This is a genomic window from Laedolimicola intestinihominis, from assembly GCF_040096155.1.
Taxonomy (GTDB): Bacteria; Bacillota; Clostridia; order Lachnospirales; family Lachnospiraceae; genus Laedolimicola; species Laedolimicola intestinihominis.
Genome location: NZ_JBBMFE010000001.1, coordinates 466,250 through 489,179, shown reverse-complemented (window position 1 = coordinate 489,179; position 22,930 = coordinate 466,250). Strand labels below are relative to the sequence as shown.

At 49.4% G+C, this 22,930-nt stretch carries 27 protein-coding genes; 2 read left to right on the top strand and 25 right to left on the bottom strand.

Features of this window, described 5'->3' with window-relative positions; genetic code table 11:
• Positions 1-55: 55 nt before the first annotated feature.
• The 20 genes from WMO29_RS02185 to WMO29_RS02090 form a co-directional block, all read right to left on the bottom strand.
• Positions 56-1,609 (bottom strand): ABC-F family ATP-binding cassette domain-containing protein, encoded by a 1,554-nt coding sequence (locus WMO29_RS02185; RefSeq protein ID WP_349163562.1) that lies wholly within the window; start codon positions 1,607-1,609, stop codon positions 56-58.
• Between the two features lie 121 nt (positions 1,610-1,730).
• Entirely contained in the window at positions 1,731-3,050 is a 1,320-nt protein-coding gene (locus tag WMO29_RS02180) for an aspartate kinase (protein WP_178038595.1), read from the bottom strand.
• A gap of 157 nt (positions 3,051-3,207) precedes the next feature.
• Complete coding sequence (locus WMO29_RS02175) at positions 3,208-3,954, bottom strand: YoaP domain-containing protein (protein ID WP_349163561.1); 747 nt, start codon at positions 3,952-3,954, stop codon at positions 3,208-3,210.
• Between the two features lie 16 nt (positions 3,955-3,970).
• Complete coding sequence (locus tag WMO29_RS02170) at positions 3,971-4,597, bottom strand: GNAT family N-acetyltransferase (protein ID WP_349163560.1); 627 nt, start codon at positions 4,595-4,597, stop codon at positions 3,971-3,973.
• 216 nt (positions 4,598-4,813) lie between these two features.
• Positions 4,814-5,431 carry a TetR/AcrR family transcriptional regulator gene (locus tag WMO29_RS02165; protein WP_349163559.1) on the bottom strand — a complete coding sequence of 206 codons (618 nt, stop codon included), beginning with the start codon at positions 5,429-5,431 and terminating at the stop codon, positions 4,814-4,816.
• Entirely contained in the window at positions 5,346-5,735 is a 390-nt protein-coding gene (locus WMO29_RS02160; RefSeq protein ID WP_349163557.1) for a VOC family protein, read from the bottom strand. The genes WMO29_RS02165 and WMO29_RS02160 overlap by 86 nt, the downstream gene beginning before the upstream one ends.
• 28 nt (positions 5,736-5,763) lie before the next feature.
• Positions 5,764-7,155, bottom strand: a complete 1,392-nt coding sequence (locus tag WMO29_RS02155; RefSeq protein WP_349163556.1) for an ABC transporter ATP-binding protein — start codon at positions 7,153-7,155, stop codon at positions 5,764-5,766.
• Entirely contained in the window at positions 7,152-7,838 is a 687-nt protein-coding gene (locus tag WMO29_RS02150; RefSeq protein ID WP_349163555.1) for an energy-coupling factor transporter transmembrane component T, read from the bottom strand. Before WMO29_RS02150 ends, WMO29_RS02155 begins: the two co-directional genes overlap by 4 nt.
• Before the next feature lie 44 nt (positions 7,839-7,882).
• The gene (locus tag WMO29_RS02145) at positions 7,883-8,467 is read right to left on the bottom strand and encodes an MptD family putative ECF transporter S component (RefSeq protein ID WP_349163554.1); all 585 of its coding nucleotides are present in this window, start codon (positions 8,465-8,467) and stop codon (positions 7,883-7,885) included.
• 17 nt (positions 8,468-8,484) lie between these two features.
• The gene (locus WMO29_RS02140) at positions 8,485-10,218 is read right to left on the bottom strand and encodes an ABC transporter ATP-binding protein (protein WP_349163553.1); all 1,734 of its coding nucleotides are present in this window, start codon (positions 10,216-10,218) and stop codon (positions 8,485-8,487) included.
• The gene (locus WMO29_RS02135) at positions 10,215-11,978 is read right to left on the bottom strand and encodes an ABC transporter ATP-binding protein (RefSeq protein ID WP_349163552.1); all 1,764 of its coding nucleotides are present in this window, start codon (positions 11,976-11,978) and stop codon (positions 10,215-10,217) included. Before WMO29_RS02135 ends, WMO29_RS02140 begins: the two co-directional genes overlap by 4 nt.
• A 7-nt stretch (positions 11,979-11,985) precedes the next feature.
• Complete coding sequence (locus WMO29_RS02130; RefSeq protein ID WP_349163587.1) at positions 11,986-12,957, bottom strand: helix-turn-helix domain-containing protein; 972 nt, start codon at positions 12,955-12,957, stop codon at positions 11,986-11,988.
• 383 nt (positions 12,958-13,340) lie between these two features.
• Positions 13,341-13,685, bottom strand: coding sequence for an L-2-amino-thiazoline-4-carboxylic acid hydrolase (locus WMO29_RS02125; protein ID WP_349163551.1), 345 nt, complete (start codon positions 13,683-13,685; stop codon positions 13,341-13,343).
• Between the two features lie 30 nt (positions 13,686-13,715).
• Complete coding sequence (locus tag WMO29_RS02120) at positions 13,716-13,877, bottom strand: hypothetical protein (RefSeq protein ID WP_349163549.1); 162 nt, start codon at positions 13,875-13,877, stop codon at positions 13,716-13,718.
• 67 nt (positions 13,878-13,944) lie between these two features.
• Entirely contained in the window at positions 13,945-14,787 is an 843-nt protein-coding gene (locus WMO29_RS02115; protein WP_349163548.1) for a class I SAM-dependent methyltransferase, read from the bottom strand.
• 11 nt (positions 14,788-14,798) lie between these two features.
• Positions 14,799-15,290 (bottom strand): hypothetical protein, encoded by a 492-nt coding sequence (locus WMO29_RS02110; protein WP_349163547.1) that lies wholly within the window; start codon positions 15,288-15,290, stop codon positions 14,799-14,801.
• Positions 15,291-15,371: 81 nt separating this feature from the next.
• Entirely contained in the window at positions 15,372-15,983 is a 612-nt protein-coding gene (locus WMO29_RS02105) for a class I SAM-dependent methyltransferase (RefSeq protein WP_349163546.1), read from the bottom strand.
• A gap of 1 nt (position 15,984) precedes the next feature.
• Positions 15,985-16,599 carry a class I SAM-dependent methyltransferase gene (locus tag WMO29_RS02100; protein ID WP_349163545.1) on the bottom strand — a complete coding sequence of 205 codons (615 nt, stop codon included), beginning with the start codon at positions 16,597-16,599 and terminating at the stop codon, positions 15,985-15,987.
• Positions 16,600-16,921: 322 nt separating this feature from the next.
• Positions 16,922-17,497: a pyridoxamine 5'-phosphate oxidase family protein gene (locus WMO29_RS02095; RefSeq protein ID WP_349163544.1), complete on the bottom strand. Its 576-nt coding sequence runs from the start codon at positions 17,495-17,497 to the stop codon at positions 16,922-16,924.
• Between the two features lie 71 nt (positions 17,498-17,568).
• On the bottom strand, positions 17,569-17,913 hold the full coding sequence (locus WMO29_RS02090) for a winged helix-turn-helix transcriptional regulator (protein ID WP_349163543.1): 345 nt from the start codon (positions 17,911-17,913) through the stop codon (positions 17,569-17,571).
• On the opposite strand from WMO29_RS02090, the gene WMO29_RS02085 reads away from it, so the two are divergent.
• Positions 17,816-18,307 carry a flavin reductase family protein gene (locus tag WMO29_RS02085; protein WP_349163542.1) on the top strand — a complete coding sequence of 164 codons (492 nt, stop codon included), beginning with the start codon at positions 17,816-17,818 and terminating at the stop codon, positions 18,305-18,307. The genes WMO29_RS02090 and WMO29_RS02085 overlap by 98 nt on opposite strands.
• Positions 18,308-18,773: 466 nt before the next feature.
• Here the strand turns inward: WMO29_RS02085 and WMO29_RS02080 are convergent, their stop codons facing one another.
• The 3 genes from WMO29_RS02080 to WMO29_RS02070 are packed head-to-tail and all read right to left on the bottom strand — an operon-like array spanning position 18,774 to position 20,900.
• Positions 18,774-19,691: a radical SAM mobile pair protein B gene (locus WMO29_RS02080; protein ID WP_349163541.1), complete on the bottom strand. Its 918-nt coding sequence runs from the start codon at positions 19,689-19,691 to the stop codon at positions 18,774-18,776.
• A complete protein-coding gene (locus WMO29_RS02075; RefSeq protein ID WP_349163540.1) occupies positions 19,679-20,368 on the bottom strand; it encodes a radical SAM mobile pair protein A in 690 nt (229 codons plus the stop codon). The genes WMO29_RS02080 and WMO29_RS02075 overlap by 13 nt, the downstream gene beginning before the upstream one ends.
• Before the next feature lie 28 nt (positions 20,369-20,396).
• A complete protein-coding gene (locus WMO29_RS02070; protein WP_349163539.1) occupies positions 20,397-20,900 on the bottom strand; it encodes a flavin reductase family protein in 504 nt (167 codons plus the stop codon).
• 154 nt (positions 20,901-21,054) lie between these two features.
• Between WMO29_RS02070 and WMO29_RS02065 the strand changes: the two genes are divergently transcribed.
• Positions 21,055-21,408 carry a winged helix-turn-helix transcriptional regulator gene (locus WMO29_RS02065; protein ID WP_349163538.1) on the top strand — a complete coding sequence of 118 codons (354 nt, stop codon included), beginning with the start codon at positions 21,055-21,057 and terminating at the stop codon, positions 21,406-21,408.
• Between the two features lie 83 nt (positions 21,409-21,491).
• On the opposite strand, the gene WMO29_RS02060 is transcribed toward WMO29_RS02065, so the two are convergent.
• Positions 21,492-22,055 (bottom strand): DNA-3-methyladenine glycosylase I, encoded by a 564-nt coding sequence (locus WMO29_RS02060; protein WP_349163586.1) that lies wholly within the window; start codon positions 22,053-22,055, stop codon positions 21,492-21,494.
• A gap of 33 nt (positions 22,056-22,088) precedes the next feature.
• Positions 22,089-22,925 carry an SIR2 family NAD-dependent protein deacylase gene (locus WMO29_RS02055; protein WP_349163537.1) on the bottom strand — a complete coding sequence of 279 codons (837 nt, stop codon included), beginning with the start codon at positions 22,923-22,925 and terminating at the stop codon, positions 22,089-22,091.
• Positions 22,926-22,930: the final 5 nt, after the last annotated feature.

The window sequence follows — 22,930 nt, the reverse complement described above, 5'->3', positions numbered from 1 at the left end:
AACAAAAAACATCGATCTTTTTTGGCAAGATCGATGTTTTCGTTTTACATTCTTTTTACAGCGTCTTCGTCGTCCACTTACTCATATCCCACACTTCCCCGACCACATCCTGATAAAATTCCGGCTCGTGGCAGATGAGCAGGATACTTCCCTTGTACTCCTTCAATGCCCGTTTCAATTCGTCCTTGGCATCCACGTCCAGGTGGTTGGTGGGCTCGTCCAGGAGGAGGAAGTTGGTGTCGCGGTTGATGAGCTTGCAGAGGCGGACCTTGGCCTGCTCGCCGCCGCTTAAGACGCGGACCTGGCTTTCGATGTGCTTGGTGGTCAGACCGCATTTGGCCAGGGCTGCGCGGATTTCCTGCTGGTTGTAGGAAGGAAATTCATTCCAGATTTCGTCGATGCAGGTGGTCTTATTATCACCCTTTACTTCCTGTTCGAAGTAGCCAAGCTGCAGATTTTCACCCAGCTCGCAGCTGCCGGACAGGGACGGAATCAGACCCAGGATGCTCTTCAAAAGCGTGGTTTTACCGATACCGTTGGTTCCCACCAGCGCAATTTTCTGACCGCGCTCCATGCTGAAATTAAGCGGCTTGGACAGGGGTTCTGTGTAGCCAATCACCAGATCTTTTGTCTCAAAAAGCATTTTTCCGGGCGTGCGGCCATAGCGGAAATTAAATTCCGGCTTTGGCTTTTCGGCAGCCAGCTCAATAACGTCCATTTTGTCCAGCTTTTTCTGGCGGGACATGGCCATATTTCGGGTAGAAACGCGGGCCTTGTTGCGGGCCACGAAGTCCTTCAGCTCGCTGATTTCCTGCTGCTGACGGCGGTAAGCAGCCTCTAACTGAGCCTTTTTCACCGCATAGACCTCCTGGAAATGGTCGTAATCGCCCACATAGCGGTTCAGCTCCTGATTCTCCATATGGTAAATGATATTGACCACCTCGTTCATAAAAGGCACATCATGGGAAATCAGAATAAACGCATTTTCATAATCCAGAAGATAGCGCTTCAGCCAGCCGATATGCTCCTCATCCAGGTAGTTGGTCGGCTCGTCCAGAAGCAGAATATCCGGCTTCTCCAGCAGCAGCTTGGCCAACAGCACCTTCGTTCTCTGTCCGCCGCTCAAATCCGTCACGTCCCGGTCAAGTCCCAGATCCAGAAGCCCCAGCGCCCGTGCTACCTCTTCCACCTTCGCGTCAATGGTGTAAAAATCGTGCAGAGTCAGCTCGTCCTGAATGGTTCCCAGCTCCTCCATCAGGGCGTCCATATCATCCCCGGCGCTGCCCAGCATATCGCAAATCTCATTCATCCGTTCTTCTTTTTTCAGCAGCGGATCAAAGGCAGATTTCAGCACCTGGCCGACGGTCATGCCTTTCTCCAGCACCGCATGCTGATCCAGATAGCCTGCATGGACATTTTTCGCCCATTCCACTTTTCCCTCGTCAGGCATCAGCTTCCCGGTCACGATACTCATAAAGGTGGACTTTCCTTCCCCGTTGGCGCCCACCAGACCGATATGTTCCCCCTTCAGAAGCCGGAAGGACATGTCTGAGAAAATGGCCCGGTCGCCAAAGCCATGGGTTAAGTGCTCCACATTCAAAATACTCATAAATCTCTCCCTGTACAGTTCAAAATCATTTCTCTTGTTACGCGCATGTAACCCATATTTTATCGGCTTTTCCGGAATTCGTCAAGGGATCAAAATACCTGTGACGGCAGCCCTTCTTTTCTTACATTTGTGTCAGAACAAAAATATCATAAATTGCTTTGATCGCAGCCTCAAAATCCCTGTTTTCCACACCAATAATAATATTCAGCTCACTGGAACCCTGATCGATCATCTTCACGTTCACATTGGCATGGGCCAATGCAGAAAAAATTCTTCCGGCAGTTCCTCTGGTGGACTTCATTCCCCGTCCTACTACGGCAATCAGCGCCAGATCGGACTCCATCTCCACAAAATCCGGAGATACGGCCCGATGGATTCCTGCAATCACCTGCTGTTCCTTTTCCTCAAATTCATCCTGATGCACATAAACCGTCAGAGTATCAATTCCGGAAGGAATATGCTCAAAGCTGATACCCTGGTCTTCAAATACCTGAAGAACCTTGCGTCCAAATCCAATTTCACTGTTCATCATGGATTTTTCAATATTGATAGAACAGAAACCTTTCTTTCCCGCAATACCGGTGATGGTGTATTTGGGCTTTCTGCAGGTACTTTCCACGATAAAGGTTCCCTTATCTTCCGGGTGATTGGTATTTCGGATGTTAATGGGGATTCCCTCTTTTCTCACAGGGAAGATGGCCTCCTCGTGAAGGACCGTTGCTCCCATATACGACAACTCGCGAAGTTCCCGATAGGTAATGGTCTCGATCACAGCCGGATTCTCCACGATCCTCGGATCCGTCACCAGAAAACCGGATACATCTGTCCAGTTCTCATACAGATCCGCCATAATCGCCTTGGCCACCAGCGAGCCTGTTACATCGGAACCGCCTCTGGAAAATGTCCGCACCTTTCCGCCATCCTCAGCGCCGTAAAATCCCGGAATAACAGCTTTTTCACACTTCGCCAGTCTTTTTTCCAGAAGTCGGTTAGTCTTTTCCGCCTCGAGAACTCCGTTCTTATCGAAACGAATCACCTCCGCGGCATCCACAAACTCATATCCCAGATAAGCCGCCATGACTTTACCATTCAGGAACTCTCCTCTGGACGCAGCATACTCTTTCCCTGCATGCGCGGAAAAATCAGCAGCAATCTGCTCAAACTCCCTGTCCAGAGAAAGATCCAGGGAAAGTCCCTGAATAATCTCCTGAAAACGCATTTTGATAGCCTGAAGCTTTCCGGAAAAATCTTCCCCTGCTTCAGCAGCTCCATAGCAGGCATACAGCATATCCGTGACCTTTGTGTCACCGTCAAAGCGCTTTCCCGGCGCAGAAGGCACTACATATCTGCGGCTTTCCTCACTTCTGATGATCTCCCCCACCTTTTGGAACTGTTCCGCGTTGGCAAGAGAACTTCCTCCAAATTTTACAACTTTTTTCATAGTGATAACGACTCCTCATAGCTTTATAGAATGCACTGAGGTTATTTTAAAAAAAAGTGGCAGGATTTGCAAGTGTTTCTTTTTAAAATCAAGGTACTTTTCAAACGCGAATCACGGTTCATCGCAAACCAACCGTTTCCATCATTGCGGAGTAAAATCAGTTTTGCAAACCAGCCAGCGCCAGGAATTTTTTATCCGACTGGATACTCTGTGTCAAAAACTGACCGTCCCGAAACAGAGCATATGTCGTGACCGGTGCAGGTACATTCTGTGCAGATTCTTTATCAGTAACGTGAATAACTTTGAACGGAATACCATGTTCCTTCGCCACCTGTTGCACCCTCGGCACCCAATAATAGGTATACGGACACTGATCGGTGTAATAAAGAACAAAGCCCGCTTCCTCAATCACCGGATGTCTCGCGCATTCCTTGAAATGTGGTGGCTGTGTACCTGATTCAATGGGAAGATACATGAGATTGATCCCACAGTCAGATATGTCTGCCACACGGAACCCCTTGTAAGCAAGAAATTTCGGATCAGCGAGAAATTCCCGCTTCCGTCCCTCTGCACACAGAATACAAAGACCTTTCCTTCCCTGCGCCTTAGCGTCACAGATACACGCCTCCAGCAGATCATTCGAGTATCCGTGTCCTTTCATGGAGCCGGATACCCATAAACAGTTAATATAAAGATAACCCTCTGCCACAATAGGCACCCAGGCGTTTTCAGCCGGAATATATTCAATAAAGCATTTTCCACGCTCTGAGCTCCGATAAAAAACAAGTCCGTCATCAAAGCGTTGCCTCAGCCATTCCTTTTTTGCGACACTCTGCTTGCCGGACATGGCGCAGCAAATATGTTCCTTATCCATATTTTCTTTTGTGATCCGAATATAGTTCATCCGTTATTCCTCCCGTTCAACACAACTGTCCCGGCAGCTTCTGCTTTTCTTTTACCGGAAAAGTGGCTTCAAACTGTTCAAACCTCTCCGGGTCTTTCTCACAGACAAAATACCCCTCCGGGTCTTTGTATGTGCCGGAGACGCCGTCCAGAAATCCGGGTTTCAGTTCTTTGATGAGAAAATAGTCCGCCTCCGGGTCGTCGGCATAGCGCACGCCCTTGGTTTTGGCCGGAACAAAGCCAGATTTGCCGTAAAAATCAATATTGCCGGTAATGGCAAGCGCTCCTGCACCCATTTCCCTGGCTTTTCCCATGGAATAGTCGAGCAGCTGCTTTCCATAGCCCTGCCGCTTGTATGCCGGTGCGATGCCGATGGGGCCGAAGGTCATGATCGGTAGGGTTCGTCCGTCGTCACAGACGATCTCCGACCGCACATAGATGACCTGCCCAATCATCTCACCGCCCAATTCCATCACAAAATCCAGCTCCGGCACAAATGCCGGGTCGTCCCGATAACAGTGCAGCACATAGTGCTCCATACAGCCGGGCCGGTAAACATTCCAGAATGCCTCACGGGTCAGATTTTCAACAGCTCTGTAATCTTCTTTCGTTTCCGGACGTATCATAATATTCTTTTCTGACATAACTTCTTCTCCTTCTTTCTCATTTCTTATCTCTTAATCAATAGGCCTTCTTTTCTACTGATTTTGGGAACGATGACGGCCTGCTTCTTCATAGTCGCCGCAAAGCAACATACCACAAGTCCGAACACCAGCAGAACTATGCTTCTGCGCCCCCAATATTGAATGCTTGTGCGCCCCAAACCGACCAGCCGATAAAGCCCAGCAGGGCAAAGAGCATCAAATCTTTCTGCAATCAGATTCAACCTTGGCAATAAAGTGATCAATGTGTGTTGCCAGCAAAGAGGAAACAGATTCTTTTTCCTCTGCACCGTCGTAGACACTGTATAAAAGATACATTGGACCATAGAATTCCAACGCCAGCTGCATAGCGTCCTCATCAGAATCTGCCAGCTTGCGGAAGATGGCCGCCATGTACTCCAAAGGCCCACCAGCGAGATAGTCATGATGAAGCTGTGCAAGCTTGGGATCACGATACTGCTCCAGCGTCAACATTTTACGAAAATTGGAGGAGAACGGTTCCTTTGTCCAATGGTCAAACTGGGCAAGGCTGTATGTGCGAATTTTTTGAATTGGTGTATGCAGATATGCTTCCGCAAAGCCGTCTGGTTCCGTTTCCGGCATTTCATAGACTTCCGCGCGCTCATAGTCCATCTTGTTCATTCGCTCCACGATCTTGTCTAGGATCTCTTGTTTGCTGGCATAGTGCTTATATAAGGCAGCTTTCGTAAATCCCAACTGCCCTGCAATATCATTCATAGACGTCCCCAGATAGCCGTTCTGCGCAAACAGCTCCAATGCTATTCTCAAAATCCGTTCCTTTGTACTCTCTGCCATAACTATCTCCGGTTGTCCTGGGACCGTTGACCACTTCATATCTGTCAGCTTTCAGTTCAGCGGTCAAAGCATCCACCTTTTCTTTGCCGCCTACACTGAATGCAATGTGCGCATACCCAGTGCGGGCAAATTCCTTTGGAAAATCGGGCATTTCCAGCTTGTTCATAATTTCAAGTCGTGCCCCATCATCAAACGACAGAAAATAAGAACGGAAACTTGTTTTTGTATTATGGTAGCCTTCATTTGATTTTGCACCCAGATACTTCACAAAGAAATTGCGGGCTGTTTCCAGCTTCGCATACATTCTACATGGCAGGATTGGAAGGACAGGATTAAATCACCGTCCCGTTCTCGATACAAACAATATGATCGCAGCAGCGCTGAATCAACTCCGGGTCGTGGGTCACGATCAGCACGGTCTGGTTGCCTTTCAGAGAAGAAAGCAACGCCGCCGTTTGCTCCATGTGGCGGAAGTCAAGACCGCTGGTAGGCTCGTCAAAGATCAGGATCTCTTTTCCAGCCAGAATGGCAGACGCAATGGCTACCCGCTGCTTTTGTCCACCGGACAGGCTCATGGGATGGCGTTCCCGCAGATGGGACAGATCCAGCATCTCCAAAACACGTTCAACATCTGAACTATTTTCCGACCGCATCCCAAGCTGGACTTCGTCAGCTACTGTTTCGCAGAACAGTTGGTGGTTCACATCCTGCATGACCATGTAGCAGTTTTTCAGCAGCTGTCTGTTTTTCCAAAGCTGTCCGTTTATCTTGACCTGCCCTTTGAACTTCTTCTCCAGTCCGCACAGGCAGCGGGAAAAGGTGGACTTGCCCGCACCATTGGGACCGACAAGCGCAATAATACCGTCCAAAGGCAGGGAAAGATGAGGAATATTCAGCACCGGTGTTCCATCGTAAGAAAAGCAAAAGTTTTGCAGCTGCATCGTTTCGGTTTCCGGAACACTGTTCTGTACCGGCGCTATCTTCTCATCGCGCAAGGATCGAAGTCCCATTTGATGAAGCTGTTCTGTGGAATACTGTGCAAATGCCTGCATAGAAAGGTCGAAAGCTACCTGTCCATCCTTCATGCAGATCACCCGGTCACAGAGATCGCGGAGCCACGACAGCCGGTGCTCCGCGATCACAATGGTCTTACCTTCAGCTTTCCATCCGAGCAGTGTCTGCTTCAGCTCCTCAATAGCGTGAACGTCCAGATTGGAGGTAGGCTCATCCAGCACCATCACCTCCGGGCGCAGAGCCGAAACGGAGGCGCAGGAAATCTTCTGCTTTTCTCCGCCAGAGAGTTCAAAGATGCTGCGCCCTAACAGTTTTTCTATGTTTAGCTCCCTCGCTGCTTCGTCTACACGGGAGAATATCTCGTCTTCCGGCATTCCCATGTTCTCGCAGCCAAAGGCCAGCTCACTGGTGGTGTCCACGCAGAAAAACTGACTGCGGGGGTTCTGGAACACGCTGCCGACGATTCTTGCCGTGTCGTAAAGCTCGGCCTCCGTCACATTCAGGCCATTTACCATGGCACACCCTTCCATCTTACCCTCATAGAAATGTGGGATCAGGCCGTTGATCAGGCGGGTAACGGTCGTCTTTCCGCTGCCGGACTCGCCGCAGAGAAGAACACATTCGCCTTCGGCAATGGTCAGGGATACATTTTTCAGGGATGGTTTTTCTGCATTTTCATGCTGAAAGCTGACTTTTTTGATCTCGATCATAGAACCCTCCCCATGATCCAAACCGCATAAGGGATCATACAAACTACAAACAGAAGATAGTCCTGTATATGAAAGCCGATTTTGCAGATGTTGGTTCGCTTCACCTCGCCGCCAAGTCCACGGGTTAGTGCCGCGGCGGACAGCTCCTCACCGATCTTCACGCAGCAGGTCATCAGCGGCACCAATCGGTATTCCAACATTTTTCCCACATTCTTTCCGCCCATGTAAATTCCCCGCATCCGCATTGCGGCATTGATGGAGGCTGCCTCATCCATGACCGTGGGAAAAAATCGAAACATGACGGACAGTGGAATGATGATCTTTTCACTCAGGTGCAGGCGCAGCATAGCGGCAGTGAACTCGCTGACCGTGGTAGTGGAAACCAGATAACCGCCCATCGCGATCCCCGGCAGGAAGCGGGAGAGCATTCCGCTGCACCCCAGGAGGATGAAATTGACTGCCCCCTTGGTCAGTGGGACAAGCTGCGTATAGGTCAGCCAGGACAGCAGGTAGACGAGCAGATAGGTTGCCGCCCCTTTCCACTTTTTTGCGCTCAGCATCAGCACAGCGGGCATGGCACAGAGGATGGGGACGAGAGGTTCCACACTCCCGCCCCCGGCAGACCCCAACACGAACAGGGCGATGTCGAAGAGCATCACCAGCTTCGTCCTGGGGTCCAGCACCAAACCTCTGTTTTGAATGCTGGCCTGCAAGATTCCCCGGGCCATCAGACGATGCCCGCCTTGACAAAGTGCTTTTTCAGCAGCGCCTTGCCCAACAGTGCGCCCAGCATACCGCACACAAAGGCAGCTACGATCAACACGGGAGCCGTCCAGGGCTGCATGATGTTTCCCAGCGTATTGATATATTCTGCGCCAAAGCTCTGGCGGGTGGAGAAATAGCCCTCCCTGTCGATATACAGCGGCAGATAGTTACCAAACAGAAGAACGCAGAAGGTTCCATAGCTGAGAATGCTTTTCTTTCCACTGGCGTAGCTGCCGCTTTTTGCGATCAGGTCAGCCAGAAAGCCGAACACTACGCCAAAGAGAATAGGCCAGAATCCCATACCGGTGACGCATAGATAAATACCAACAATGGTCGCCATAATGGTGATCATTCCGAACTTCTTGACCTTGGTATAGAACAGCATCATGGGAACGCCGAGGATGATCGGTACGATCACCGTCAGCATGGGCATCATGATAGGAATATATCCTAACATGGAAATACAAGTCATTAAGACACAGTAGATCGCTGCGTAAATGCCAATGTTAATCAAGTCTTTTCCTTTGAGTTTCTGATTGTTTTTCATCGTTATTTCCTCCTTCTTTATACCTTCCAGCCCACAGCCTGTTCACGAGATTCCACAAACCGGCGATAGATACCGCCTTGCTCCATGAGCTGCTCGTGCGTGCCGCTTTGGGCGATTCGGCCTTTGTCGATGACCAAAATGTTATCCGCGTGGCGGACGGTTTTCAGCCTGTGGGCAATCATCAGAATGGTCTTTTCTTTTGTCAGGGCTTCAATGGCAGCGGTTAGCTCCTGCTCGCTTTCCGGGTCTACATTCGCAGTCGCTTCGTCCAGGATGATGATAGGAGCATCCTTCATAATGGCTCTGGCAATGGAAATACGCTGCTTCTCTCCGCCGGAGAGACTGGCCCCACCCTCACCGATGACCGTATCATAACCATCCGGCAATGCCATAATGAAATCATGGCAACAGGCTTTCCTGGACGCCTCGATGACCTTTTCCATAGGAGCATCCGACTGGCCGAAGCGGATGTTATTGGCAATGGTATCCTGGAACAGATACACGCTCTGGAACGCAAAACTGAAATTGCGCATCAGACTGTCCATGCTGTATTCCCGTACATCCACACCGCCAAGCTTCACGCATCCCTTGTCCACATCCCAGAATCGGGAAATCAGATGGCAAAGAGTGGTCTTTCCTCCACCGGAAGGGCCGACGATTGCTGTGGTGGTGTGTTGCGGAATATGGATGGATACCCCATCAATGATCTTTCGCTTGTCATAGGAAAACTCTGCGTTTTCCACATCGATGTCATAGTTGGAGGGAATAATATCCTTTCCGTCAATGTCCATCGTGGGTATATCCAGCACCGCCTGCGCCTTGCCCACATACAAATCCACATTGCGCAGCAGAGCGGAATAGTTACCCGCCGTGTCCAGCGCACCAAACAGGATGAACGCCGCAAGGATCATGACCACAGCATTCAGCAGTTCCATCGTTCCGTTCAAGTAAAATGCCACGGATATAATGGCCACCACCACGCCGAGGAGCTTGGCCGTAAGGTTTTGCAGAAACATAATGGGTACAAAAGCCATTTCAGCCTTGGTATTCGCCGCGCTGTTTTCATCAATGGCTTCATTCAAAGCCCTGCTCTTTTTCCCTGTCAGATTGTAGGCCTTAACCTCCGCAATGCCCTGAACATACTCCAGCACCTTTTCCACCAACTTGCGGTCAGAGGAATCCTTGAGCGGTGCAATCGTTTTGGATTTCTTTTGGAGCAGCGAGTTGATGGCAAAGTACAGCAATACACCCAAAACGGCGATGCCGCCGATTCGCAGGTCAAAAAGAAGGATCATAAGGACTACGAAGATGGTGGTCAGGATTCCCTGTGTCACCATCATGACCACACGGGTCGCCACATCCGCCAACGCTTCCATACTGTTAGTGGCAACTGAGGTGATGTAGCCAAGGCTGTTTCGATTGAAATATCCCATAGGCAGATACTTCAAATGCTCGGCGATTTCAATGCGCTTGTCTGCGCAGGTACCATAGCCCGCCTCGCACTGAAGCATGGTGGAACGGTAATTCGCAAAGGCGTTGCCCGCTACGCTCAGCAGCATGATGCCGAAGGAGAACAGGATGTGCTGTACGGTCAGATCACCCGACAGTACCCCGTGCAGAGTCACGGCGATGGCCGGGATTTTCATAGCCTCAAAGATGGCTTTCAGTACTCCAAGGAAAATGGAGCGGATAAATTTGTGCCGGTTTTCTTTTCCGCTGAACGCAAAGAACCGTCTGAATATCTGGATCATTCCTGCGCACCTCCTTCCACGGTGTCCCGAACGGAGATATGAGAACGCCACATCCGGGCATACAATTCATCCTGTGCCAGCAACTCCTCATGCGTTCCACTGGTACGAATTTTTCCGTCCTCTACCACAAAGATCTGGTCGCTGTTTGTGATGGTAGACAGGCGGTGAGCGATCACGATCAAGGTCTTGCCCTTGGTCAGCTTTGCCACCGCCGATTGAATCATGGCTTCGTTTTCCGGGTCAGTAAAAGCAGTGGCTTCATCCAGAATAATAATGGGCGCGTTTTTCAACATCGCTCTGGCAATGGCGATCCGCTGCCGCTCACCACCGGAAAGATGCCCGCCTGCGCCGCCGACCACGGTATCGTAGCCATTTTCAAGGCCCAGAATAAACGCATGGCATCCACATGCTTTGGCCGCTTCCATCACCTCAGCATCGGTGGCGTTCTGCTTGCCCATGCGGATATTTTCCATAACTGTGGTATCAAAAAGAAAGTTGTCCTGGGATACATAGGCAATATAGCGATGATAGTCCCCCTGCGTCAGCTTCCGTATATCCACGCCGCCTAGGGTAATACTGCCGCCGCTTACATCCCACAGCGATGCGACCAGCCTGGCGATCGTGGATTTTCCGCTGCCGGAGGGCCCAACCAGGGCATTGACGGTACCCTCTCTGATTTCCAGATTGATACCGTGAAGCACTTCCTTCTCGTGATATCCGAAGGTCACATCTTTGAGCTTAATATCCTTGGACTGAGGCTGGCTGGCAGATGTGTCCGGCCGCTTCATGTCCTCCAACGTCAGCAGAGATGTCACCTCACCGATGATGGTACTCAGCTTTGCAAGATCATCGCCGTAAGACATGACGGTGATGAGTGGTGCGATCAGGCCAACGGAAAAAAGAATGACCTGAATGAAAGTACCTGCGTCCAGCGTCCCAGCTCGGAATAGCAGACCGCCGATGGGAAGCACTGCGATCATGGTAGCCGGGAAGATAGACATGGCAAGGCAGAAATAGATATTGCACCGCCGCATCCACTCCACATAGCAGCTTGCGCCCTCTTTCGCCGCCGCCACAAATTTATCGTAGGAGCTTTGCGCCTTACCGAAGGCTTTGATGACCTCGATGCCGTTGATATATTCCACGGCAGTATCATTGAGAATTTTTGTCTTATTTATGGTATTCTGATAGCTTTCCTCATAGTCACGGGTCATGAGGGCATAGCAGCCAAAACCAATCGGAACCGTTGCCAATACCGCCAACGCCATCCGCCAATCCAGAATAAACAAATACACCAAAAGAGCGATAGGCACCAGCAGATTGGAGGTAAACTCCGGTATGATATGTGCCATAGTCGTTTCGATGCTGTCAATACGCTCCACCAGTACATTTTTGATGGAGCCAGAGGGGATGTCCAGCACCGTGCCCAAAGGCACACGGGAGAGTTTCGCGCAGACCCGCTTGCGTATGGTGCCCAGCACAGCGAAGGTTGCTTTATGAGAGAGTGTGGTGGAAATGCTATGAAATCCGCAGCGCCCCAACCACAGGACTGCCATAACAAGACAGTTTTTTATGTATATGCTCATGTCCCTGCATCCACCCAGGAGATCCGAGATGATGCCTGCCATCACAAAATAGGGCAAAATGCCGCAGACCACGCCACAAACCGCGCTTAGAACGCTGAGCACATATTGCGTTCGATGTTGTCCTGCAAAATCCCATATCCACGATGGCACGGAGCGTCTTGATTGTTTTTCCATGGTTTTCTTACCTCCTGTCATTTCGATATTCAGCAGGGGACATACCAAAGAGTTCCTTGAATGCCGCTGCAAATTTACTCGGGTTGTCGTAGCCAACGCTGGCCGCCACATCAATAATTTTCTTTTTTCTGTCAGTAACCAGCACGGAAGCCGCTACATTCATTTTGTAGGTGCGAATGTAGGTATAAATAGGGCTGCCGTAGACACCCTTAAAGCCGGTTTTCAGTGCACCCACGCTGATGTCAAAACGCTTAGCCAGTTCTTCCGTAGTGTAATTCACAGAGAGTTCTTCCGTCAGCAGCTTGTGGACAGACTTGATCTTCTCTATTTGACTGGAATAGAAATAAGGGCGCTCATCCCGATAATCGGCAAGTTCCAGCGCGCCCAGGAACACCAGAAGCTCCATGACCTTGATTTTAAAATAATCCATGCGGATTTTCGATGGAACATGATAAAGCTCAGAAAATATATGCTCGATGGCACTGTTTTGACGCAAAATGTATAGTCTGTCTCCGCTGCAGAATTTCTGCGCTAAGGAGGCAATATCAACGGAAATCGTTGGCATTTCCTCATCGATGGCCTTTTCCGCCTGCTCCATAAAAAAGCCGATTGTAATCCCGTGGTAGTGGGAAAGAGGAAAATCCACATCGCCGGTATGATGTACACGCCGGTCAACGCGCATATCCCCGGCCTCTATATAATAGTGGAGATCCTGTTCCGTTCTGTGTTCCATGCGCCCTTCCCGGCAATGGTCGATACACAGAAGGTTTGCGCAGCTTGTAAACCGACTGTAGCAGTGGGCAAGGTGAAAATCGTTATACATAAGATAGACACCGTCAAATACGCGGTAGATGGTCATCAATCCGTCACCGCTGGGTTCATTCAGACGCAGAACCTTGCATTCTTCTGTTTCCACCACTTCTTCGATATTGTCTCCAAAATCAGCCCCGCGGAACATTTTCCATGGGTCCGTTACCATTTCCAAAAACACCCCCTTTTTTGGGTTAGTATTTGCTAACTTGCATTGATTAAGAAAAGCCGTACCATGCGGCTTTCCGAATTATTATATCAGACCAACGCTTGAGCGCTCTACTCCGATTTGCTTTTTCTGCTCCATTTGGAAAGGAAAATCGACTTTCTACAACTTTTAACCGAAGAATCCCCTAATAATATCCCAGAGTTGTGTAGTTATTTCGAAAACAATGTACTGGATGTCCAGAAGGCTGTGGATGGGAGAAAAAGCAGATAGTTTTCCCATTTTTGAGTTTTATAGATGCTTTTTTCGGCCTATTCAGCCTGATTTTAGTCTATTTTGCAAGTACCTTTTTTGTCTGGCTGAGGAAACTCTTAAAGTTTGTTGCCTCATCTTTTTTTCATATTGAAATCACAGCGGCTTGCGCCGGTTCCCAGCGTTCCAGTTCTTCTGAACTCCAGGCCTGGAAGGTTGCCATAGAAGCGGTCATCATTGGCGCAGAATATTTTTGTCAGCTCCGGGCAGCCAACGTATTTCTGATGGCAGCGTTTTCGATCACAGCATAGGCGGTTTGCTCGTCTGTCTCTTCTTTGCTTTGACATGGTATTGGTATCAAATACCCCATAATTATTTCTTCGCCAGAATACAAAGCCAGTGCTTTTCTTTTTCGGCGTGGCACACAACAGAAGCAAACCCAGCAGCTTCCAGAACCTTGCAAACCGTCTTTTCATCATAAATACGCATGCCGTCAATGATTTTTTATATCAGCTTTTCCTCTTGTACCCGCAATCGCAGTAGTCATCACCATTAGCAATGGTACATTCCCGCACAAAATGCGATGCACCGCCCACCTCGCTCATGCGGCAGAACCAGCGCATGGTAGGGGTCATCATGGCCTGCCGGTAATAGACCGTTAATTTTTCCACATCCGGGCGTTCCGGCGTATTTCATTGCAGATACCTCCCGGAACGCCTGCACCATATACCAGAATTTTCATAGCTTGCCTCCAAATCCGATCTTCACGATCTGCATTTTCATCCCGTTGTCCCCGACCTTGGCGAGAAATCGGAAAAAGCCGCTGACGGAAGGGTCTTTCAAATCGTTGTACCCCAGCATATAGCCCCTGCTGGATACCCGTAACCGGCTGTCCCACTCGCCAATCTCCTTGGGAGCATCCGAAACCGCGAAATATGCTCCCACATCCTTGATTTTCGCCGTCCTGAGCCACGTTTTGGCGATCAACTTCACCGCCGTACGGTTGGCAGCATCAAAGAACAGCACTCCGCCGGGGAAAGCGTCCGCCATCCCCTGCACCAGTTCCCGAACCTGCTCCGTCAGGAAGTAATAGAACACCCCGGAGGCAAATAACACCGCCCCGCCGGAGGCATCGATCTTGTCAAACCATGCGGGGTCTTTCAGGTCACAGGGGATGTTTTGCTCCCGCTCCCCGGCAGGCAGCAGCTGCTGCCGCAAGGCGATCACATCCGGGAAATCCAGATTGTAGATCTTGCATCTGCCATTGTCGCAGGCTCTGCCGGTGTTATCCAGCCCGCAGCCAAGGTTGACCACCGCTGCGCTGGGATGGGTTTTCAGATAATTCCGTACCTCCCACGCAAGGTCATTCTGCCGCATGGCGACCTCCAGCGCACCGAAACGCTGCATCAGGCTGCGAGAATTTTTCTCTGCCTCCGAAAAGTCGTAGTCGATTTCATCGATCAGGCGCACCGCTGTTTCGTCCCGGTAAAGGTTCGGATACAGCTCTGTGCACTGCTTCCGGGAATACAGCGGAAGAATTAACGTCTCCTGCACGGTGTTTTTCTCGATTTTGTATTTCATAGGTTCCTCCCTCAGTGAGTAAAAATAGTCATCATTGCCGCCAGCACCATCGCTATGACTGCCATGTCCACCGTGCCGAATATCCACTTTTTCTGCTTGTTTTTGGCAGTAATGTAGGGCTTCAGATCCTCTGTTCCGGGGATCGTCCATGCGTTCGTGTGCCCCACCCAGTAGCCGTCAACCAACAGGCGGTCCATGAGATTCATAACGGACAAGATGACAAGCAGCTGCCAGAAGCCCGCCGCAAAGCTGCGCGCACCGTTTATCCCATAGACACAGACCAACACATAGCTGATATAGCCGGGGACGCAGACGGCTTTGAACAGCAGGCTGTTGCGTCGGATGCGTTCCGGGCTTGTAAGCCCCAATTTTACGCACCGCTGCTGCACCGCCGGGCTGTAAAGATGCACCATACCCACTGCCCCTTTGCAGATGCCCACGGCGCAGACGAGAACCAGCAGCATTCCCAGCCCAAGACCCTCCAGAATCGTTTGTAAAATCATCCCTGTTTCTCCTTATTCTGCTTTCCGGCAGACAAACCATGCCATGCCCTTCACTGTTCCAAATGTTACGGTTGCACTACTTCACTGCTTTTGCGCCGTGACGCACAGCCAGCCCTTTTTATTTTTGTGACTTTGAACCCTGCCAAAGCCTGCTTGCTCCAGATACACTTTCAGATCAGCCTCCGTATAGATGGTCATACCGTTAATGATTTGCGTCCATTTGTCGTCTTTTGCTGTTTCGCCGTTTGCTTCGTTACAGATGAAAAAAGTCCCGCCGGGCTTCAGCACCCGATAGACCTCTCTGAAATTTTGCGCAAGCTCCGGCCAGAAATAGACCGTTTCAAATGCAGTCACTACATCAAACTGCTCCGCTTCAAACGGCAACTCTGCTACACTTGCCTGCTGCACAGTACACTGCCCTGCTGCAATGGCACCTGCATTGACCTTTCGCGCTTTTTCTACACTGACTGCCGAATAGTCGATGCCCTGCACCTTGCCCTTGGGACACAGCTTCAGCAGCGTTTTGATGTTCGCTCCACCGCCGCAGCCGCAGTCCAGTACCATGGCATCCGGGGCAGGCTGCAAAAAATGCAATCCCCACGCTGCCATTGCGCTGTGCCCAAAGTTCATCATAGCAACCATGATCTTCCCGCTAAAGCCTACGGGTTTGCGGGTGTTTTCAAAGAAGGACATATCACACCTCCGATTTCACACATTCCGTATAGGTCAGCGGAAAAGAGGCCTTTAGAACAACACTTTTTCGCACTGTCCAATCATTCTGTTGCAGAAATTTTAGGTATTCTTCACTCGTCCACTTGCTGTGGAGAGGAAAGCCTGCCAGATTCATGAAAAAGGCTTTGACCTTGCCGGGAAATGAGTTTTCTGCGTGCGTAAAGGTAGGCGCGATCAGCACACCGTCATCCTTCAGCACCCGTTTGATCTCTCGCAGTGATTTTTCTGGCTGAGGCACAATGTGCAGTGCGTTTGATACGATTACCACATCGAATGATTTGCTCGCGTATGGCAGAGAAAACATATCCTGCACGGAAAAGCGCAGCTTCGCAGAGTAATTCCCCCGTTTGGCCTCTGTAATCATCTCCGGAGAGGCATCCGTCGCCTCGATGTGTGCCGCTGCTTTTACGATGTGCTTGGCGATCAGTCCCGTTCCGGTAGCCACCTCCAGCACTGTTTTGTCTTTCACGACCGGACGGATCAGCTCATACATTTTCTCGTATACTGCCCTGTCTTTTCGAATAAAGCAGTCATACAGACCTGCATTTCTGTCCCAGAAATTCTTGTGTTCTCGCATTGCTGTCTCTCCTTTTATAGTTAGATTTATCTAACCGGCACGCGCACATTGATAAGTTAGGTTCGGCTAACTCATGTATTTAGAAAAAGCCGCTTTTCTGCGGCCTTTCGGCTTATACAAATAGCTTGCTGCAAGCATCACACATCTGTGTTTTCAGCCACTGAGGATAACGCCTCTCGATCTACTCCTTATGGAAACAGCCAAAATCTATTTTCACACCATTGCAGTGACTTTTGCCTTCTTATCCATATTATATCGTGCTCACTTCTTTTTTGCAATGGTATAGTATCTCTATTTTGTCATTTCCAAACGCAGAGCACGATTAGATTTTCTTCGCAATCGTAGACAGCTCCGAAATAATGCTCAGAAGATCATTTTTGACTTCCTCTTTGCTTGGCTCGCTGCCCATTAGAAGATAATCCGTGCTGACATGTTGCTTACTCGCCAGTCCCAGGCGAACCGCCAGTTCCTCCTGCGTAATGCCACGGGAAGTGCGAACATCGTGAAGTCTCTTACCAAACTCTTTTGCGTCAAAATACATACGTTTCTCCTTCCGCACAGCCGGTACAGAACCGGACCAGCGGAAGGTCAAAAAAGAGCCGCATGACGGTAAAGAAATTCCGTATTTGCAAGCTACATCTCCGCCGGATATAAGCTCAACATCACTTTCTACCTCAATGCACACATTTGGATTACTTCTGATCAGATCCAGCTTATGCCCTTCTTTTGCGCAGTGCATGTAGAAAATCAAGATACCCTCTGTATATTCGTATCCGTAGTGAAGTGGAACGATGTAGGGATAATCAGCATCAAACAAAGCAAGATGCAGGACTTTCGCTTTTTCAATAATCTGCAGAATTTCAATAATATTTGTTACTTCTCGATCTTTTCTTCTCATAGATAAATACCTAAAGAATCGTACACGATTCCTCCTTTTTTAAATTTCAAAATTATACAATCTTGAAGTTGTCACTCTGTCAGTCGATTCTCCTCGCCCCAGACACAGAGCTGATCCAGCACAGTCATCAGCGTTTTTCCTCGTTCCGAAAGCGTATATTCCACCTTCGGCGGGATCTGCGGATACTCGGTGCGGACGATCAGTTTATCCGCTTCCAGCTCCTTGAGATTCGTGCTGAGAGTTTTGTCGGAAATGGTTTTCAGATACCGTTTCAACTCATTGAATCGCACCGTCTCAAATTCCATCAGACAGTAAAGAATGACCATCTTGTGCTTGCCGGAGATCAGCGACAACGTGCAGGAGCGGGACTCCGTTGTTCTGAACCTCACCGAGACACACAAGACCGTACAGAACATCAGGGCACGGGGAGCATTCACCGTCAGCATTGCCGATGCTGCCCACATAGTGGAAGCAGACTATTTCGGCGTAGAGTCCGGCAATAAAGTTGCCGATAAATTTGCCCGCAGCGGTCTGACCGCCAGCAAAGCAGAAACAGTAGATGCCCCTGTCATCAACGAGTTCCCGATCTGCCTGGAGTGCAGGTTCATCGAGTATCAGAACAATGAATACGGATGCGGCGTCATCGGCAAGGTGGTCAATGTCACTGCCGATGAGAGCGTTATGGTGGATGGAAAAATTGATATGTCTAAGGTCAACGCCATCGCATTTGACCCCTACACCCACGGCTATTATAAAGTCACCGAGCGTGTGGGCGAAGCATTCCGAGATGGCTTAAAGCTGAAAAAGTAAGGTGTGCAGAAAAGGAGCTTTCGCATAAGCGAAGGCTCCTTCTTAAAATATGTAGATTTCACAAATTCACACATGCTATGCTGAGCCACTGCTTCTGTCCTCCGGACAACTTCATCCCCCACCCTACGATATAGATATCATATCCGTCCTTCAGGTTCATAATTAACTCGTTTTTCAAAGATATCAGTGGACAGATTCATATATTATCTCTTTCTGTAAAGCATCATTACGGTATAGGTCCGTCCAATCTTCGCATCCTTCAAAAGCATCTTTCTCACCTCTCAATATCAATAAACAATCATTTAATCGTTCTGTCTACATTGTAGAGCGGGGAAAATCGAAAAACAATGGACAGAGTACAAGTCCTTCCAAGAGGGATAAGAAAACTTCTGAATGGGTAAACAGTGCTAAAAAAGGTTCTGACATTGAAGCATAGCTCCATGTCAGAACCCATTTATTTCACAAATTATTTTTTGGGGTTGCGTCGCCCGGTGTTTTCCGAGCCACGCACTTCCTCATGGTAAAAGTAATCCACAATGACCGGGTGCCCAGGCTCTGCTCGTCCGTAGGGCAGCTCGTTGTCCACGAAGGAACAGCTGTTTTCTTTCGCCAGCCGTTCCGCTTGATCCTCCAAACCACGGAAGTAGCTTCTGTCCCTCTTGTTGTAGATAGCGTCGTACAGCGGAACCAAGTCAGGATGTTTTTTACGTATATAGTCAAGGATGTCTTTTTTGAATCCGCCTCGCAGGTTTAGATTTTCTAACCATATCAGGTCGCATTGATTTCTTACCTGATGGAAGATAGCCTCAAAATCCGTGATACCCGGAAAGACAGGGGCAATAAAGCAGACGGTGCGGATACCTGCGTCATAAACCTGCTTCATGGCATCCAGCCGCCGCTTGATGCTGACGGCATTGTCCATATCGTTTTTGAAATCCTCGTCCAGCGTATTGATCGACCAGGAAACAGTGACCTTTCCCATCTCTTTCAGAAGGTCGATATCCCGTACTACCAGGTCAGACTTGGTGCAGATTAGAATCTCCGCGCCGCTGTCTTTCAGCTGCTCCAGCAGCTTGCGGGTATTTTCGAACTGTTCCTCCTGAGGCAGGTACCCATCCGTCACTGAGCCGATGACCACACGCTGTCCGGCGTACTTCCTGGGATTTTTGATGGCAGGCCAATGTTTCACATCCAGAAAAGTACCCCAAGGCTCAGTATGGCCGGTGAACCGCTTCATGAACGAAGCGTAGCAATACTTGCAGCCGTGGGTACAGCCCACATAAGGATTGACCGAATAGCCGCCCACCGGCAGGGTGGATTTTGTCATTATATTTTTTGTCTCCACATCCCGGATCAGGATGCCGTTGTTGTTTACATTCGCCATGTTTTTTGTACCTCCAATACCCGGCAGAAGGCCGGGGGCAGCTCTTGTACCATGCTTTCCTCGCCGATGACGGGAAGCAGATCTTCCTTCATGAATACAGGGATGCCTAGCGCATGGGCCTGATGTGTCAGGTTCCACACCCATTCCGGTTTCGATACAGCTTTGCCCTTCCTATGTCCGGTCTCAGTACCGATGACGATCCACTCAATTCCGGTAAGGTCTACCATGCCAACCTCATCAAACATAGGTTCAAAGGTCACATGATAGTGTCCGCCATGGATATGCTCCCGCAAAGTCCGGATACGGTTTTTCTCTTTGCTGGAGGTAACAGTTACACCAAACCAAGCATTCTCCAGGGTAGTGGAAAACACAATATCCTCCGGCCGCTTGGTCAAAAACAGATATTGGTGCTGCGGATTCTCAGTCATCTTGGCAAATATCTGTTCCCGCCACTCTGTCTTCCAGTAGGAAAAATCGCTCATGCCGGTGAGCAGAAAATTTTGTGGGCGCTTTTTCTCCATCAGCCGCAGCTTATTTGGAAAAAACTCCGGCTTTTCAAAGTCGTCGATCATGTGAAACCGACGAACATTGTTTCTGGCGTAGCAGTAGCTGCAACCAATAGTACAGCCGATCACCAGATTCATGTTCTGAATACAGTCTTTGATACAAACAGCCACCGCTGACACCTCCTTACCGTTTTATGATTCAGCCTTCTACCGCAGGTGCAACTTTCCCGAAGCCGTTCCAGGCATACAGGCCCTTCTTGTCCTCATCGCCCAGGAACTTGTCCACCTGACAGATGTGCAGGATATGGTCGCCCACCTCCACCGACTGCTGCAGGGTGGCAACCATCGCCAGCCGGGTGTCCGCCGGAATCTGGATGTCGCTGCCCTCCACAGCCATCATCTCGATATTGTTGGCGGCCACCTTGTTGGTCTCGGCACCGGTAGATGCTCCGCAGGCCATTACTGCGCCTGCCAGACTCTCACCGGGAACAGTGACAATGACTTTGCCGGTCTCACGCACACGCTTGCCAGTATGGGACTGCTTCCCAGCAGCAAATCCAATCATCGGCGGGGTGAAGGAGAGATAGGAAACAAAGCAAATAGGAGCCAGGTTGGTGGTGCCATCCTCCTTTTTAGAGCAGATCAGTGTCAGCGGATTGGGGGAGGTCAGAACAGTAGCCTCCATAATGTTCAGTTCTTTCATAAAATTCAGACCTTTCTAAGAAATTTCAGTCGTTGACTGCATGGTCAACCCGTGATATATTTATTATATCTGATAGTAATTTTTGTTCAAGTACGCAAATTATTTATACCTGGTATCAAAAAATATACTGCAAAAGATGAGGAAATCTCCAATTATGACTTATGAAGAATTCAAAGAAAAGGTTGGCAATGTCATTCTAACCGACGAGGGAAACTGCCCGGTCACGCCGGTGGTTCAAATGCTGCAGGGCAAATGGAAACTCCAAATTCTCTATGAACTTTGTATTAAATCGCCCATGCGCTTCGGTGAACTGAAAAAGATGCTAACGCCAATTACAAATACGGCGCTGACAAATGCCCTCAAAGAGTTGGAAGCCGATGATTTGATACAACGAATCCAGTACAATGAGATGCCCTTGCGGGTGGAATATTTCCTTACTGAGAAAGGTCGTGACCTGCTGCCGGTCTTTTACGCCATTTCCCAATGGGGAATGAAATATATACCATGATTCTAACTATATTAATATCTGCATGATAATAGCCGGGAGGCATTGACAATTTGAGTCAACTTCCCGGCTTTTTTATGCATTCTCTACTGCTGCAAAGGATTCAGGAAGCAACCTGATTCATGAGAGTTGATAACTCCCACCGCCTGCAAATAGGCATAGATGATTATGGTCCCAACAAACTTCATGCCCCGCTTTTTCAAGTCTTTTGAGATGGCATCAGATAATGGTGAGCTGACCTTGTCTACTTCTTGGATGATTTTTTCCTCTGTCCAGTGCCATAAGTATCGGTCAAAGCTGCCCCACTCTTGCTGTATCTTTTGAAACACTTGTGCGTTGACCACTGCAGCTCGTATTTTCAGCCGGTTACGGATGATTCCAGAGTCAGCTTGCAGGGCCGTCAATTTTTCTTCGCTATAAGATGCCACTTTCCGTAAATCAAACCCGTCAAAAGCACGGCGAAACGCTTCCCGTTTATTTAAGACACATTCCCAGGTGAGGCCTGCCTGAAAATTCTCCAAAATCAACATTTCAAACAGCAACTGGTCATCGTGGACCGGTCTGCCCCATTCCTCGTCATGGTATCGCAGATAAGTGGTATTAGTTGGGCTCACCCAATGGCATCGAATCTTTCCATCTGTCCACTGCATTCGTATCGTCATTTTGAACTTGCTCCGAAATCGTTATGCCTCGCACGCCTCCCGGAGAGCAGGCAGCAGCTCATCCAGCCGCCCGTCCAGTCCGAAGGACTTCTCTTTGATATTGTCCGCAATGTAGATCTCCCCCAGATTGATGGTCACATAAGTGGCGTTTGGCTCGCTTGCCACCATGCGCATCATCGGGGCCTTGATCAGCTGATTACGCCAGCCAATGCCCAGCTCCAGAACCACCAGTTTCTTTCCGTGGTAGGTTTTCAGAAAGTTTTGGAACCGTGCCTGGGCAGCGGTATCCAGAATCATTCTCTGACCTGCGCCCATGTGGATGTCCATGGGACCTCCGCACTTGGGACAACGCGGCACCAACTCTGTAGGCACATGGCCGCCCTGTTCGGCAGCCGATAAATTTTCGGCCACCTCTAAACTTGAATAGAGGGTGTCGTGGCAGGGGCGGGCACACTGCATCGTAAACCAGTTGCCCTCGATTTCATAGATTTTCGTCGGATCGAAGCCACACAGTTCAAAGTGACCTTCTCCGTTTGATGTGACGACAAAGTAATCTTTCTCTCCCACAATGGCCTTCAAATCGTTCATCACCGGCGTAGGCTGGTACTGCCCGCAGTAATGATGGATGAGCCGAGCCCAGAAGGCCCACTTTTCCTCCTCGCTGGGCCATCCGGCCATCATGCCCTGCAAAATACAACGTAAGCCGTATTTTTGTTTGAAATCCCCAAACAGTCTTTCAAAAGCCGCATTGTCCGCAAACAAATGCAGTCCTTCGGTAATGGACAGGCCGTTACTGGCTCCGATCAAGATAGCGTCCGCTTCTCTGAATTTTTCCGCAATAGGATTCCAATCAATCATATTCG